The following is a 14,892-nucleotide window of genomic DNA, read 5'->3' on the forward strand; positions in this document are numbered from 1 at the left end:
CGCATTGGGCGCACGGATTGAATCAAGACAACCACTCACGGCAGGATATGGGTCATGGGTGTACCCGGAGCAGGGTTGGCGAAGGGCCTCGCCGTCACGTTGAAGACGATGACGCGTCGCTCGCACACCCATCAGTACCCGGACGTGGCCCCTGACCTGCCGCCGCGGTCGCGCGGAGTGATCGCGCTGCTGGCCGAGAACTGCACGGTGTGCATGTTGTGCGCGCGTGAGTGCCCCGACTGGTGCATCTACATCGACTCGCACAAGGAAGAGGTCGTGGTGCCGGGCGCGGCCCGGGCCCGCCAGCGCAACGTGCTCGACCGCTTCGACATCGACTTCTCGCTGTGCATGTACTGCGGCATCTGCATCGAGGCGTGCCCGTTCGACGCGCTCTACTGGTCGCCGGAATTCGAATACGCGGAATACGACATCAAGAACCTCCTGCACGACAAGGACCAGCTGGGCGAGTGGATGGCCACCGTGCCGCCGCCGCCCGCGCACGACCCCAACGGCGAGCCGGCCAAGGAGGAGTCCACCGCGGCCAAGCGCGCCGCCGGCGGCGAGCCCGACGCCGGCCGCCCGGCCCGGCCGCCGAGGGCACCGAGGTGACGGGCGCCGACGTGCTGCTGCTGGCCCTCGGGGCGGTGGCGGTGGGTGCCGGCGCCCTCGTGGTGACCACCGACCAACTGGTCCGGGCGGGCCTCTACCTGGTCGTCTGTCTCGGCGCCATCGCCGGCCTCTACCTCGTGCTCACCGCCGAGCTCGTGGCCTGGGTCCAGGTGCTGATCTACGTCGGCGCCGTCGTGGTGCTGCTGCTGTTCGCGGTGATGCTCACCCGGGCGCCGATCGGCCGCTCGCCCGACCTCAACCGCCCCGGGCTGCCCGCGGCGCTGATCGGCGGCGGCGCCGGGCTCGGCCTCGCGGCGCTGTTCGCCGACGCGTTCCGCTTCACCAAGGTCGACCTGCCGGGGCCGGGCAACGCGGAGGCCATCGGCACCGAGCTGTTCCGCTCCTGGGTGCTGCCGTTCGAGGTGCTCTCCGTGCTGCTGCTCGCGGCGCTGGTCGGAGCCATCATCGTGTCCCGGCCGGACATCGGGAGCAAATCTTGAGACCGGTCATCCCGTACGTGGTCGCCGCGCTGCTCTTCGGCGCCGGCGTCTACGGGGTGCTCCGCCGGCGCAACGCGGTCCTGGTGCTGATGGCCGTCGAGCTCATGCTCAACGCGGTCAACCTGATCCTGGTCACCGCCGACACCACGGTCCGCGCCACGTTGCCGCACGGCGGGCAGGTCTTCGCCCTGTTCGTCATCGTGCTCGCCGCGGCCGAGGTCGGCGTCGGCCTGGCCATCGTCCTCCAGCTCTACCGGCTGCGGTCCAGCGTCGCGGTCGACACCGTGCGGCTGGACGCCGCGCCGGCCAGCGAGCTCGACGAGCCGCGGATGGTCGCGCATGAGCGTTGACGTCCTCGGGCCGCTGCTGCCCGTCGTACCCCTGGTGGCGGCTCTCTCGGGTTTTGTCCTGCCGCTGCGGTCGAAGAACGCGGCGGCTCTGCTCGGCATCGCGGGCGCCACCGGGGCGTTGGTCGTCGCGATCCTGCTCGCGGTCCGCGTCGACGAGCCGTTCGAGACCGTCGTCGAGTGGGTCCAGATCGGCAACCTGTCGGTCACCGCGGGCGTGCGAATCGACTCGGCGGCGGCGCTGGTGGCCGTCGCGGTCGGCGTGGTCGCGCTGGCGGTCCAGGTCTACTCGACCGCCTACCTGCACGACGACGACCGCTATCCGCCGTACGCCGCCCAGATCAGCCTGTTCACCGCCGCGATGCTGCTGGTCGTGGTGGCCGGCGACCTGATTCTGCTGCTGGTCGGCTGGGAGATCATGGGCATCTGCTCGTACCTCCTGATCGGCCATGACCGGCGCCTGCCCGAGGCACCCGCGGCGGCGGTGAAGGCGTTCCTGGTCACCCGGGTGGGTGACATCGGCTTCCTGCTCGGCATCGTGCTGCTGGGCGTCAACGCGGGCAGCTTCTGGATCACGCAGGTGCTGGCCGCGCTGCCCGGCCTGCCGGCCGCCACCGTGACCGCCGCGGCGCTGCTGCTGCTCGCCGGGGTCGCCGGCAAGAGCGCGCAGTTCCCATTGCACACCTGGTTGCCCGACGCGATGGCCGGCCCGACGCCGATCTCCGCCCTGATCCACGCCGCGACGATGGTCGCCGCCGGCATCTACGTGGTGACCCGGCTCTACCCGGTGTTCGTGCTCGGCGACCCGTCGCTGACCGTGCTCGGCATCATGGCCGTGGTCACGGTGCTGATCGGCGCGCTCGCCGCGACCGCCCAGGACGACATCAAACGGGTGCTGGCCTGGTCGACCGTCTCGCAGATCGGCTACATGGCGGCCGCGCTCGCCGTCGGTGCGCCCGCGGTCGCGCTGTTCCACCTGCTCACCCACGCCGCGTTCAAGGCGCTGCTGTTCCTCGGGGCCGGCTCGATCATCCACGAGGTGGGCAGCAACTCGATGTCCGCGATGGGCGGGCTGCGCCGGCGGATGCCGGCCACGTTCTGGTCCATGACCATCGGGCTCGGCGCGCTGATCGGGCTGCCGCCGCTGGCCGGCTTCTGGAGCAAGGACGCGGTGCTGCACGCCGCTTCCTCGTCCTCGGCTGGTTGGTTGCCGGATGTGGTCTACGGCGTCGGCCTCGCCGGGGTGCTGGTCACCGCCTGGTACGCCGGCCGCCTCTGGCTGCGCACGTTCTTCGGCGCACCCCGGTCGCCCGGGGCCTCGTCGGCCCACGAGCCGTCTTGGCCGATGACGGTGCCCGTGGTGGTGCTGGCCGTGCCGAGCGCGCTGCTCGGGCTGCTGGCGTTCGCCGACGGCTTCGGCTCGCGGCTGACCCCGTTCGTGGTCGACCTGCCCGAGGTCTCGCTGTCCCACCTCGGCGCCGAGACGGCCGCCCCGCTGGCGTTGTTGGCGGTCGGGCTGGTGCTGGTCTGGGTGCTGTGGCGGCGGGACGCGGCACGCGACCCGGCCCGGTTCCTCGGCCCGCTGCGGTCCACGTTCGACAACGCGTTCTGGCTCGACAACGTCCAGGACCGGCTCGTGGTCCGTCCGGTGCGGGCGCTGGCCCGCCGGGTCTCGACCGCCGACCAGCGGGTGGTCGACGGAGCGGTCGAGGGCACCGGTCAGGGCACCGCCGACGCGGGTGACGTGCTCGCCGCCTGGCACCGGGCCGGGCTGCCCCGGGCCGCGACCGCCCTGCTGGCCGGCGTGCTGCTGTTCGCGTTCGCGGCGGCGCTCTACGGGAGTGCGACATGAGCGAGGCGTTGCTGGTCGCGGTGCTCGCCCTGCCCGCGGTGGGCGCTCTTGGCGCCTTGTTCCCTGACCGGGCCGGCCGGCTCTTCGGCACCGTGTTCGCCGCACTGGCGTTCGTCGCGAGCCTGCTCCTCGGCGCCTACTCGCACACCACCGGCTGGTTCTCCTACACCCCGGCCGCCTCGGGCGCGCCCCCGATCGTGCCGTGGACCTCGGTCGACGCGTCCTGGGTGCCGGCACTCGACCTGCGGCTGCATTTCGGTGTCGACGGAGTCTCGTACCCCCTGGTCGTGTTGACCACGCTGTTGACCCTGCTGTGCTGCCTCTACACCTGGTGGCACGTGCCCGCCGGCGGCCGTGGCTCGACGCTGGTCGCGCTGCTGCTGGTCGTCGAGGTCGGCATGCTGGGCACCTTCCTGGCCCTCGACCTGGTGCTGTTCTTCGTGTTCTTCGAGGTCGTGCTGCTGCCGATGTACGCGGTGATCGCCGGCTGGGGTGGCGAGCGCCGCCGGCACGCGGCCCGCAAGTTCGCCCTCTACACGCTGTTCGGCTCGGTCCTGCTGCTGGTCGGCGTCTTCACGGTGGTCGCGGCGGCCGGCACGGCCGACCTGGTCACGCTCACCTCGAGCACGGTGTTGACGCGAAACACCCAACTGGCCGCGTTCGCGCTGCTGGCGATCGCGTTCGCGGTCAAGAGCCCGCTCTGGCCGCTGCACACCTGGCTGCCGGACGCACACACCCAGGCGCCGACGGTGGGCAGCGTGCTGCTCGCCGGGGTGCTCCTCAAGATGGGCACGTACGGGCTGATCCGGGTGGCCGTCGGCGTGGCACCCGAGGGCGCGCGCTGGGCCGCGCCGCTGCTGGGCGCGCTCGCGGTCGCGGCGATCCTGGTCGGCTGCCTGGTCTGTCTCGCCCAGACCGAGCTCAAGCGCCTGATCGCCTATTCGAGCGTCGGCCACATGGGCTTCGTCCTGCTCGGCGTCGCGACGCTGACCGCGACCGGCATCCAGGCCGCGCTGATCGGCAACGTCGCGCACGGCATCATCACGGGCCTGCTGTTCTTCCTGGCCGGCGCGGTCAAGGACCGGTTCCACACCGGCGACCTGGCGGTGCTCGGCGGGCTGCGCGAGCGCTCGCCGTGGCTGTCGGGGCTGCTGGCGTTCGCGGCCATCGCGTCGCTCGGGCTGCCGGGCCTGGCCGGCTTCTGGGGTGAGGCGTTCGCGGTCGTGGCCGCCTTCGAGCGGGGCGGCGCCGGCTGGATCACGCTGGGCGTGCTGGCGGCGATCGGTGGCGCGCTGACCGCCGCGTACTTCCTGCGCATGCTGCGCAAGGTCACCCACGGCGCGGCCTCGCCCGCGGTCGCCGCTCCACCGGCCGTGCGCCTGAGCGGTGCGGAACTCGTCGCCTGGTCGCCGCTGGTGGTGCTGGCCCTGCTGGTCGGCCTGGTGCCCGCGGTGGTGCTCGGCCTGTCGGCGGCGCCGGTGCAATCGCTGGTCGAGGCGGTGACCCCGTGACCCAGTCCGTCGACCATGTCGCGCTGCTGCCGGGCTACCTGGCGGCCGCCACGGCGGTGCTGGTGCTGCTGGCGGACCTGTTCGTGGCCCGCCGGGCCGTCACCCTGGTGGTCGCGGTCTGCGGGGCGGTGGCGACCGCGGTGGTCGCGATCGTTTTTTCCGGGGCCCGCGCGACCTTCTGCCTGCCGGAGGGCTGTTCCTACGTCGTCAACAGCCGGTCCGCGCTGTTCGCGGCGTTGTTCGGTTTCTTGACGGCGGGCGTGCTGCTGCTCTCGGCGCCGCTGCTGCGCGCGGGTGTGGCCCCGGCGGGGGAGTACTGCTTCCTGCTCGCCTGCTCCATGACCGGCGGCGTCGTGCTGGCCTCGGCGGGCGACCTGATCACCCTGATCATCGCCCTGGAGACCTTGACCCTCCCCTTGTACGTGCTGGTCGGCATGCGCCGCCAAACCATGGAGAGCGCGGCCGCTGCGGTCACCTTCTTCGTGGTCAGCGTCGTGGCGACGGCGGTGTCGCTGCTGGGCGCTGCCCTGCTTTACGCGGTGACGAGCCGCCTGCATCTCTCTTCGCTGGGGCCGGCCCTGACCGGAGACGTCTCGCTGGCGGGCGGCGACCCGGTGCGCGCACTGGACCTCCCACTCACCTCGGCCGGCATCGCCCTGCTCGTGCTGGGCCTGGCCTTCAAGGTCGCCGCGGTGCCGTTCCACGCGTGGGCACCGCCGACATACGACGGCGCCCCGCTGCCGGTGGCGGCCTACCTGTCGACAGCATCGAAGCTGGGCGGCGTGATGGCCCTGCTGGCGGTGGTCACGGTCGCGCTGCCGCCGGCGGTAACGGGCCCGGTGCTGGCCGCGCTAGCGGTCCTGACGATGACGGTCGGCAACCTGGTGGCCCTGCGCCAAATCCGGATGACCCGCCTGCTGGCCTGGTCGTCGGTAGCCCAAGCGGGCTACATCCTGGCGCCGCTGGGCGCGCTGGCGTTGTCTCCCGGGCGCACGGGCGAGGCCTTCGACACCGCGATCACGGCGGCGGTGTCCTACACGGTCTTCTTCGTGGTGCTGGAGCTAGGCGCCTTCGCCGCGGTAGTAGCGCTCCGCGAGCCCACCGCCGACGGCGGCCGCCTGGACTCCTACCGCGGCGCCGCCCGCCGCACCCGCTGGGTCGGCGCGGCGCTGGCGCTGGCCCTGATCGGCCTGGCCGGCCTGCCACCGGGCCTAGCGGGCCTGTTCGCCAAGGTAGCCGTGGTCCGCTCCCTACTGACGGGCTCGTCGGGTTGGCTAGCGGTAATCGTCGCCCTGAACGCGGTGATCGGCCTGGCCTACTACGTCCGCGTAGCGGCACTGCTCTACGCCCCAGACCCACTGAACCGCCCAACCCGCGCAATCCCGTGGCCAGCAGCCGGAGTACTGGCAGCGGCGACGGCCTTCGCCATAGCGGTCGGCTTCGCGCCACAGTTGGTCCTGAACTGGGCAACGGGCTAAGAACCAAAGCCCGTAGTGGCCGTTCCGGGGCTGGGTGACCGGTGGCGTTGATCTGCCGGACGACCCGGCGGCGAGACGGTGCCCGATGTATCGGTCTTCAAAGCGACCCGAGCAGACGATAAAGCCGCCGCCTAGGGGCGGGTCCCGTTGTCGGGCGTAGCCCACCAATCAGGATCTCCGGGCGGTGACAAGGTGGAGCGCCCTGCTGGACGTACGACCTTGTCACCGCCCGGAGATCCTGATGCCCTTGCGAAGTCCGAGAACGGGACCCGCCCCTTCCCCTGGGTCCCCGCAGCTCGGGTGGGGACCGGGGCAAAGCCCCGGAAACCCGACCACCGAACTCCGCCCAGCCAGCTCGCCCGAATTCGGCAGCGGGCAGCCTTCCTCTCGCGGCCGGCGGGAGTTCGGGCGGGTTCCGCGACAAGGCCCCGGAGACCCGCCCAGCGGGCGCCGCCCGGCCAGGTTGCGTGGGGTTTGGCGGCGGGCTGGCTTTCTCCTGGTGGGTGCCCGGGGTTCGGGTGGGTCCGTGACAAGGCCCCGGAAACACGACCAGCGAACTCTGCCCAGGCAGCTTGCCTGGATTCGGCAGCGGGCTGGCTTCCTCTTCGCGGCCGGCCGGAGTTCGGGTGGGTTCCGGGACAAGGCGCAGGGGACGCGCCCAGCGGGCGCCGCCCGGCCAGGTTGCGTGGGGTTCGGCGGCGGGCTGGCTTCTTCGGTTTGGGTGGCTGGGGTTCGGGTGGGTTTGGGGCGAAGCCCCGGGAGACGCGACGAGCGAACTTCGCGTAGGCGGATTGTGTGGGTCCGTGAGGGGGTTGGCTTCTTCGGTTTGGGTGGCTGGGGTTCGGGTGGGTTTGGGGCGAAGCCCCGTAGACCCGACGAGCGAACTCCGCCCAGGCGGATCGCGTGGAACCGCGAGGGGCTGGCTTCTTCCGGGTGGGTGGCCGGAGTTCGGGTGCGGTTCGGGGGCAAAGCCCCCGAGACACGACCAGGAGCACTAAGCCCCACCACAGTCGCCCCCCGGGCGGGCAACCTGCTGGCGGAGCGACGCGGCTGGGTTTTTGGTTCGTGTGCCGCGGACCTGGCAGGGACGGGCCCCCCAGGGCCCGGCCCGGTCCCCGGCGGGAGCAACGGTCCGGCCCCCGACGAACCCGGGAAATCCCGATCTCGATCCCGATCTCGATCCTGATTTTGTTCCCTGGATCGCCGTTTGTTCTGTTTCGTGGTTTCGCGTTCAGCGAACTCACAGCCGGCCCGGGCATGGTCGATGGATAGCGGGGTGTTGAACAGTTCAGCGGGATCACCCCACCCGCGTTCTGAAGGAGGGACGCGTTGCACAGGCATTTCAACGGCCTCAAGACGGCCGCGCTTCTAGGCCTGCTCACAGCGCTCATTCTCGGCATCGGCTTCGCGGTCGCCGGTACGTCCGGTCTGGTTATCGCCCTGATCATCTCGCTGCTGCTCAACGGCACCAGCTACTTCTGGTCTGACAAGATCGCGTTGCGGTCGATGCGGGCCCGGCCGGTCAGCGAGGCCGAGTTCCCCGCGCTCTACCAGATGGTGCGGGAGCTCGCGGCGGACGCTCGGCAGCCGATGCCCCGGCTCTACGTCAGCCCTACGATGCAGCCCAACGCGTTCGCCACGGGGCGCAACCCCCAGCACGCCGCGGTCTGCGTGACCACCGGGATCACCCAGATCCTCGACTACCGCGAACTGCGTGCGGTGATCGGTCACGAACTGTCGCACGTCTACAACCGCGACATCCTGATCTCCAGCGTGGCGGCGGCGATCGGCGGCATGATCACGTTCCTGGCCTACCTGGCGTGGTTCCTGCCCGTGGGTGGCGGTGACGACGACGAGGGTCAGAACCCGGCCGTCTTCTTCGCGATGCTGATCCTCGGCCCGTTCGCGGCGTCGATCATCCAGCTCGCGATCAGCCGGAACCGCGAGTACCAGGCCGACGCCTCCGGTGCCGCGCTCAGCCGCGACCCGCTGGCGCTCGCCAGCGCGCTGCGCAAGATCGACGCCGGCGCCCGGCAGCTCCCGCTGCCGGCCGACAACCAGTACACGACCACCGCGCACCTCATGATCGCCAACCCGCTGCGCGGTGCGGGCATGGCCAAGCTGTTCTCCACCCACCCGCCGATGGCCGACCGGGTCCGCCGGCTGGAGGAGATGGCCAACCGCCAGGTTGGACCGGTCCAGTTCCGGTAACCTGCGTCACCTCGTAAACAGTTAGGCCGGAAGACCAGTCGACCGTTAGGTTCGGCTGGTCTTTCGGTCGTTACAGGGGTGATTTCGGTGGCAGCGCTGCGGCAGTACCTGGTGGTCTGGCGGATCCCAGGCGCGCCGGTGCTGTTCGTCTTCGGCATCATCGGCCGGCTCGGCATCGGCATGACCCCGCTCGCCCTCCTGCTGGTGGTCGAGGACGTCACCGGACGCTTCACGACGGCGGGCATCGCGGGCGGCATCTACGCGGTGGCCGGAGCGCTGCTCAGCCCACTCGCCGGGCGGGTCGCTGACCGGATCGGCCCGACTCCCGTGCTGCTCGTGACGGGCGTGGCGCACCCCCTGGCCCTGCTGGCCCTGGTCGTCGCCCACGACAACGGCCTGGCCGTGATCTACGCGGCCAGCGCGGTCGCCGGCGCGACCTTCCCACCGATGAGCGCGGCGCTGCGCGGTGCCTGGAACGACGTGACGGCACCCGCCACCGGCCGGTACGCCCTGCGCAACCTCGCCCTGGCCGCCGAGACGGCGTTGTTCGAGCTCGTCTTCGTACTCGGCCCGCTCCTGGTCTCGGCTTTCCTGCTCTTCGCGGACGCCACCGCGGCGCTGCTCGGCGCCGGCGTGGTCACCCTGGTCGGCACGGTCGTGGTGGCCCTGGGCAAGGTCATGCGCGGCTGGCGACCGCACCCGCCGTCGACCCACGCGAAGGGCCTGGGCCCGCTGAAGGTCCCGGGCTTCCCGGCCCTGCTGGTCTGCGTCTTCGGCCTGGGCACGGCCTTCGGCGCGACCGGGGTGACGGTGCCGGCCTTCGCCGCCGCCGAGGGGGTGTCGAACCCGGACACCCTGGCCGGGTTGCTCCTGTCGATCTGGGCGGTGGGCAGCGCGACCGGAGGCTTCTGGTTTGGCACCCGGCGGCCGGCGGCCAACATGACGCGTCAGTTCACCGTCCTGTTGACCATGCTGGCAGGCACGTTCGTGGTCTTCGCGGTCATGCCATCGCCGTTGTGGCTGGGCATCGCCCTGGTCTTCGGCGGCGTAGTGATCGCGCCCGGGCTGGTCGTGGAGAACACGATGGTCGGCCGGATCGCCCCTGGGTCGATGTTGAACGAGGCCTACACGTGGGTGGTGACCGTGTCGGTCGGAGCGTCGGCCGTCGGCGGCGCCGGCGCGGGCTGGCTCGTCGACAAGGCCGGCCCACCGTGGGCGTTCGTGTTCGCGGGGGTAGCGGTGGCGGTGGGCGCGCTGGTCGCGGCCCCGGCCGGAGGCCCGATCGCCCGAGCCGAAAAACACGCGGCGGCACGCCTGAACGCGGCACTAGAGCCCGAAGCTGTCTGACGGGCCGGTCGCGCTCGCGGGGTCCGACCGTGCGGGCCGAGAACCGCGACGTCGTACGCATGGAGGCGGTCGCGCTTGCGTGGGAGGCCGATCGGGGCCCAGCGCGGGTGACGCGGTTCGGCCCGGTCGCGGGTGCCGCGGCCGGGCCGAGAAGAGCGGACCGCTGGGTCAGCGGTAGTTGGTGAACTGCAGCGCCACGCCGAAGTCGCCGCCCTTGAGGAGGGTGATGACCGCCTGCAGGTCGTCCTTCTTCTTGCCTGTCACGCGGAGCTGGTCGCCCTGGATCTGGGCCTGGACGCCCTTCGGGCCCTCTTCGCGGATCTTCTTGCTGATCGCCTTGGCCTTCTCGGTGTCGATGCCCTGCACGATCTTGGCGTCGATCTTGTAGGTCTTGCCCGAGGCACGGGCCTCGCCGGCGTCCAGCGACTTCAGCGAGATGTTCCGCTTGATCAGCTTCTCCTTGAAGACCTCGAGCGCGGCCTTCACCCGCTCCTCGGTCTCGGCGGTGAGGTTGACGGCGGCCTCGCCGCCGGCCCAGCTGATCTCCGCCCCGGTGCCGCGGAAGTCGAAACGGGTCGCAAGCTCCTTCTCGGTCTGCCGTACGGCGTTGTCGACCTCTTGCGTGTCGACCTTGCTGACGACGTCGAAGGACGGGTTCGCTGCCATGATCATGCTCCAACTCGGTGCGGTGTTCTGGCGGTGTCCACGGCCGGCACGGCGGCGGGGACATGCCGACCGTACCCGGTTGCATTCCGGGCCGGTGCTACCGCTATCCTTGCTTCCGCTGCCGCATCCGGTGTGGCGGCACGCCCTGGCGGGTTGCCCGAGCGGCCAATGGGAGCGGACTGTAAATCCGTCGCGAAAGCTACAGAGGTTCGAATCCTCTACCCGCCACAAGCACTACCCGACGACCCCAGACCGGTAATACGCGGTCGGGGGTCGTTTCATTTTTGCCAATTATCCGTCGGCCTTTTGCGCGGGCCCATGGCAATCTGGATCGATGACTGGTCCGGTGGTGGCTCAGGTCAATCTCGTCGTCCGCGATCTCGCCGCGAGCCTCGCTTTCTACCGGCTGCTCGGCTGGGACGGCGAGCCCACCGGGCCGCACGTCGAGTTCCACTTCCCGAGCGGGTTGCGGGTCGAGCTCGACGAGGCCGAGTCGGTCCGGCTGTGGAACAGCGGCTCTCCGGGACAGCAGCCGGGCAGCGGCGTGATCGGCACGCGCGTGGCGAGCCGGGACGACGTCGACGCGCTCTGGCGGAAGATCGTCGATGCCGGGTACGAGAGCCGCCAGGTGCCCTTCGACGCCTTCTGGGGATCGCGCTACGCGATCGTCGCGGACCCGGACGGTCACCAGATCGGCCTGATGAGCCCGGACGACGACGCCCACCGCCACTGGCCCCCTCGCCCGGCGCCCAGCTCCTAGGAGAACCAACGCCGAGCCAACGCCCGGAGGGGATGATCTAGGGGTGGCCGTTCGCGCCATTCGCAAGAAAAAGCATGTCTCCATCTTCTAGATCAAAGTCCGCCAAGCCGCTGGTCAGGCGCCGGCAGCGGTCAGCGCGACCACCGCGCGGTGCGCCGCCGCCCGTACCCGGGGGATCGGATCGGTCCGCAACACGGTGACGGCCGTCAACGCCTCGCCGACCACGTGGCGGGCGACCACCTTCGCGGCCATCTCCCGCACCCGCCATTGCGGGTCGGCCAGGGCGCGCACCACGGTCGATGCCGCGCGGTCGTCCCACGCCCAGAGCAGACCGCGCGCCGCCCAGACGCGAACCCAGTACCAGCGGGAAGAATGCGGACCGCCCTCCTCCGGATCGAGCGCCCACGATGCGGCCGGACCGCCCAGGACGGCGATGAGCGATGCGTCCCGGTCGTCGGCGCCGGCCAGCAGGGCGATGCAGCCGTCCACCACCGCGCCGCGCCCGCGCCGTTCGCACTCGGCCAGGATCCGGGTGCGCGGTGGCGGTGCGTACACCGTTCGGGGTCGGTCGTTCACCCTCGGATTGTCACCTCGGTAAGCCGAAGTGGTGGACTTCCGACTGGACAAATGCGACCGACCAAAGCGATGGTTAAGGTTCGCCTCATACGATTGGTTGGGTTTTCATCTGCCGATGGTTCGGGCCCGGCCCGATGCTCTGTGCGTCGCCATGCATGATGTGGCACCATCTCCTTACTCGTAACGTCCCACCTGCGACAGGGAGCAGCCAGATGCGTGCACGCTTGTTCGGCCGTTGGGTCGGCCGGGCTGCCGTCTTCGCCGTCCTCGGCTTCGGCGCCCTGGTCGCTGGCGGTGTCGCCTCCGCAGCGGTCTACGTCGACCACGCCGAGGTGCCCGCGATGGGGTCCGCCATCTCGAGCGCGGCGTCGGAATCGGCGCTGTCGGCATTCTCGTTCGACTGGGGCTGACCAGGCCGGCGCGGTCAACGCGCCCACAGTGAAGGCGCTAACCGGTGACCGCTGCTCGAAGCAACGTTCGTCGCTCAGAGGACCTGGCCTGGTTGATCACCGGTCCGATGGGCCTCTTCGCCATCCTGGTCACGCTGTTCATCGGCCTCAACCTCAAGGACTTCGCCGGTTCGTGGCTGCTGGGCCTGCTCTTTCTCGGCCTGTTCGCCCTCGCTGATCTCTACCCGCTGGTCTTCCAGGTCCGGCGCCAGGCGTTCAAGATCGTCCTGACCGAGATCCCGCTACTGCTGGCGTTGTACGCGATCCCGCCGCTCACGCTCATGCTGGCGCGCGTCCTGGCGGTCATCATCTCCCGGCAGATCCACCGGTCGGCGCCGGTCAAGCTCTGGTTCAACGTGGCCAGCAACGCCGCCGGCACGGCACTGGCCTGCCTCATCGTGTTCGCTTTCGGTCCACTGCACGCCCCGGGTGCACCGCGCGAGGCCGGCCCCTATGCCCTCGCGGTGCTCGCGGTCGCGGTGGTGGGCATGACGGTGCTGACCCTCGCCACCACCGCCGGCGTCATCACCCTGGTGCAGGGCCGGATCTCCAGCCGCGTGCTGAACCAGATCGCGATCCCCGGTCTGATCGTGTCGGGCATCAACATCACGCTGGGCCTGATCACGCTGCTGATCGTGCAGCAGGGCGCCTGGGCCGCACTGCTGCTCGCGGCGTTGGCCAGCTGCTTCTTCGCGGCCTACCGCTCCTATTCGCAGTTCGTGCGCCAGCACCGCACGCTGAGCGAGATCTACGACTTAACCCGCGCGATCGCCGACACCCCGCACGACGGCACGCTGACCGACGTCCTGCTGCACCGGGTGCGGGCACTGCTCCAGGTGGAGTACGCGACGCTCTGGTTGCCCGCCCTCGGCCGCTATCCCGAGGTGCTGCTCAGCGCCCGGGTCGACGACACGGGGCTGGTGGACCTCACCGGCGTGCCCGAGTCCATCCGCCGGCGGGTCGGGGAGACCGGCGAGACGATCGCCGTCGGCCACAAGCTCGGCGGTGACGAGCTGCGCGCGGAGCTCGGCACGACCCGCTCCAAGGACGCCATCGTGGTCGCGCTGCGGGCGGGCTCCGCCGTGATCGGCACGCTGGAGGTGGCCAACCGCCTCGGTGACGCCGCGACGCTCGGGCCCGGCGACGCCCGCCTGCTGGAGACCATCGCCGCCCACGCCGCCGTCGCGGTGGAGAACTCGCGGCTGGTCGAGCGGCTGCGGCACGACGCGTACCACGACGCTCTGACGGGCCTGCCCAACCGGCGGCGGGTCACCGCCGCGATCGAGGAGTCCGTCGGCGTGGGCGCGCCCGGCGAGCACGTCGCGGTCCTGCTCTTCGACGTCGACGGTCTGCGGCAGGTCAACGAGTCGATGGGGCACGTCGCGGGTGACCAGGTGCTCGCCGAGGTGGCCCAACGGCTGCGCGGCTGTGCGCCCTCGGGCGCGTTGCTCGGCCGGCTGGGCAGCGACGAGTTCGTCGTGACGCTGCGGGTCGACAGCGCCGAGGACGCCGAGGCGCTGGCCACCCGGATGCGCCAGCAGATCCGCGACGAGATGGTCTTCGGCTCGCTCACGCTCGACGTCGAGACCGCGGTCGGCATCGTCGTACACCCGGATCACGGCAGTGACGCGGCCCTGCTGCTCCAGCGCGCCGACCTGGCCGCCACCGCGGCCAAGACCGTGCCCGGCAGCATCCAGCTGTTCAACGCCGGGCTCGAGTCGCGTTCCGTGCGCCGCCTGGCGCTCGCCGGCGACCTGCGCCGGGCCCTCGACAACGACCAGATCGAGGTCTACTTCCAGCCCAAGGTGACCTTGACCGACCGGCGGCTGCTCGGCGTCGAGTGCCTGGCCCGCTGGGAGCACCCGGCGCACGGTGCGGTGCCGCCGGAGGACTTCGTCGCGGTCGCCGAGCACACCGGCCAGCTCGCCCGGTTGACCGAGGCGGTGCTCAAGGAGGGCCTCAAGCGGTGCCGGGACTGGCAGGCCACCGACCATCCGCTGTCGATCTCGGTCAACCTCTCCGCGCGTACGCTGATCGACGCTGATTTCCCCACCCGGGTGCAGGAACTGCTCGGGGAGTACGGCGTGGCGCCGCACCGCCTGACCTTCGAGATCAAGGAGGAGGGCGTCCTGGACGGCACCGACCGTCCGATGCCCACCTTGCGCCGGTTGCGCGACATCGGCGTGCGGCTGTCGGTCGACGACTTCGGCACCGGCTACTCGTCACTGTCTTATCTGCGCCGCCTGCCGGTCCACGAGGTCAAGGTGGACCGCTCGTTCGTGCAGGGCATGGCGACCGACCCGGCCGACCTGGCGATCGTCAACGCGGTCGTGACGCTGTCGCAGCAGTTCGGCCTGACCGTGGTCGCCGAGGGCGTCGAGAGCGAGCTGACCCTCGAGCTCCTGCAGGACATCGGTTGCGAGGTCGGGCAGGGCTTCCTGTTCAGCCGGCCGCTGCCCTACGAGCGGCTGGAGGCCTGGTTCTCGGCGCAGACCGAGGCCGAGTCGACCGCCGCGGGCGAGGTCCGGCGGCTGCGCGCGGTCACCTGACAAAGTCGCCCGGACGGCACTGGTATCCCGATTTCCT

At 70.9% G+C, this 14,892-nt stretch carries 13 protein-coding genes and 1 tRNA gene; 12 read left to right on the forward strand and 2 right to left on the reverse strand.

Going from position 1 to position 14,892, the window contains the following annotated elements; translation table 11 throughout:
• The first annotated feature begins 54 nt into the window (after nucleotides 1-54).
• The 8 genes from CHC05_RS03925 to CHC05_RS03960 all read left to right on the forward strand — a co-directional run bounded on the left by CHC05_RS03925 (nucleotide 55) and on the right by CHC05_RS03960 (nucleotide 9,855).
• Nucleotides 55-609: a NuoI/complex I 23 kDa subunit family protein gene (locus tag CHC05_RS03925; protein ID WP_089244808.1), complete on the forward strand. Its 555-nt coding sequence runs from the start codon at nucleotides 55-57 to the stop codon at nucleotides 607-609.
• Nucleotides 606-1,109, forward strand: a complete 504-nt coding sequence (locus CHC05_RS03930; protein ID WP_089244810.1) for an NADH-quinone oxidoreductase subunit J family protein — start codon at nucleotides 606-608, stop codon at nucleotides 1,107-1,109. The genes CHC05_RS03925 and CHC05_RS03930 overlap by 4 nt, the downstream gene beginning before the upstream one ends.
• Complete coding sequence (gene nuoK, locus CHC05_RS03935) at nucleotides 1,106-1,459, forward strand: NADH-quinone oxidoreductase subunit NuoK (protein ID WP_089244812.1); 354 nt, start codon at nucleotides 1,106-1,108, stop codon at nucleotides 1,457-1,459. The genes CHC05_RS03930 and nuoK overlap by 4 nt, the downstream gene beginning before the upstream one ends.
• Nucleotides 1,449-3,308, forward strand: a complete 1,860-nt coding sequence (locus CHC05_RS03940) for an NADH-quinone oxidoreductase subunit 5 family protein (RefSeq protein WP_089244814.1) — start codon at nucleotides 1,449-1,451, stop codon at nucleotides 3,306-3,308. Before nuoK ends, CHC05_RS03940 begins: the two co-directional genes overlap by 11 nt.
• Entirely contained in the window at nucleotides 3,305-4,819 is a 1,515-nt protein-coding gene (locus CHC05_RS03945) for a complex I subunit 4 family protein (RefSeq protein WP_089244817.1), read from the forward strand. Before CHC05_RS03940 ends, CHC05_RS03945 begins: the two co-directional genes overlap by 4 nt.
• The gene (locus tag CHC05_RS03950; RefSeq protein ID WP_089244819.1) at nucleotides 4,816-6,297 is read left to right on the forward strand and encodes an NADH-quinone oxidoreductase subunit N; all 1,482 of its coding nucleotides are present in this window, start codon (nucleotides 4,816-4,818) and stop codon (nucleotides 6,295-6,297) included. The genes CHC05_RS03945 and CHC05_RS03950 overlap by 4 nt, the downstream gene beginning before the upstream one ends.
• A 1,329-nt stretch (nucleotides 6,298-7,626) precedes the next feature.
• Nucleotides 7,627-8,508: a zinc metalloprotease HtpX gene (gene htpX / locus CHC05_RS03955; protein ID WP_089244821.1), complete on the forward strand. Its 882-nt coding sequence runs from the start codon at nucleotides 7,627-7,629 to the stop codon at nucleotides 8,506-8,508.
• A gap of 87 nt (nucleotides 8,509-8,595) precedes the next feature.
• Entirely contained in the window at nucleotides 8,596-9,855 is a 1,260-nt protein-coding gene (locus CHC05_RS03960) for an MFS transporter (protein WP_089246053.1), read from the forward strand.
• Between the two features lie 168 nt (nucleotides 9,856-10,023).
• Here CHC05_RS03960 and CHC05_RS03965 read toward each other — a convergent pair whose 3' ends face one another.
• The gene (locus CHC05_RS03965; protein WP_089246055.1) at nucleotides 10,024-10,521 is read right to left on the reverse strand and encodes a YajQ family cyclic di-GMP-binding protein; all 498 of its coding nucleotides are present in this window, start codon (nucleotides 10,519-10,521) and stop codon (nucleotides 10,024-10,026) included.
• A 147-nt stretch (nucleotides 10,522-10,668) separates the two neighbouring features.
• Between CHC05_RS03965 and CHC05_RS03970 the strand changes: the two genes are divergently transcribed.
• Nucleotides 10,669-10,749, forward strand: a tRNA-Tyr gene (locus CHC05_RS03970).
• A 106-nt stretch (nucleotides 10,750-10,855) separates the two neighbouring features.
• Nucleotides 10,856-11,281: a VOC family protein gene (locus tag CHC05_RS03975; protein ID WP_089244823.1), complete on the forward strand. Its 426-nt coding sequence runs from the start codon at nucleotides 10,856-10,858 to the stop codon at nucleotides 11,279-11,281.
• A 114-nt stretch (nucleotides 11,282-11,395) separates the two neighbouring features.
• Here the strand turns inward: CHC05_RS03975 and CHC05_RS03980 are convergent, their stop codons facing one another.
• On the reverse strand, nucleotides 11,396-11,857 hold the full coding sequence (locus tag CHC05_RS03980; RefSeq protein ID WP_144022471.1) for a HEAT repeat domain-containing protein: 462 nt from the start codon (nucleotides 11,855-11,857) through the stop codon (nucleotides 11,396-11,398).
• 212 nt (nucleotides 11,858-12,069) lie between these two features.
• On the opposite strand from CHC05_RS03980, the gene CHC05_RS03985 reads away from it, so the two are divergent.
• Both CHC05_RS03985 and CHC05_RS03990 read left to right on the forward strand, forming a co-directional pair.
• Nucleotides 12,070-12,267, forward strand: a complete 198-nt coding sequence (locus CHC05_RS03985) for a hypothetical protein (protein WP_089244828.1) — start codon at nucleotides 12,070-12,072, stop codon at nucleotides 12,265-12,267.
• A gap of 107 nt (nucleotides 12,268-12,374) precedes the next feature.
• Entirely contained in the window at nucleotides 12,375-14,855 is a 2,481-nt protein-coding gene (locus CHC05_RS03990) for a putative bifunctional diguanylate cyclase/phosphodiesterase (RefSeq protein ID WP_089246057.1), read from the forward strand.
• The last annotated feature ends 37 nt before the right edge of the window (nucleotides 14,856-14,892 follow it).

It is taken from the genome of Asanoa hainanensis, from assembly GCF_900188485.1.
Classification (GTDB): Bacteria; Actinomycetota; Actinomycetes; order Mycobacteriales; family Micromonosporaceae; genus Asanoa; species Asanoa hainanensis.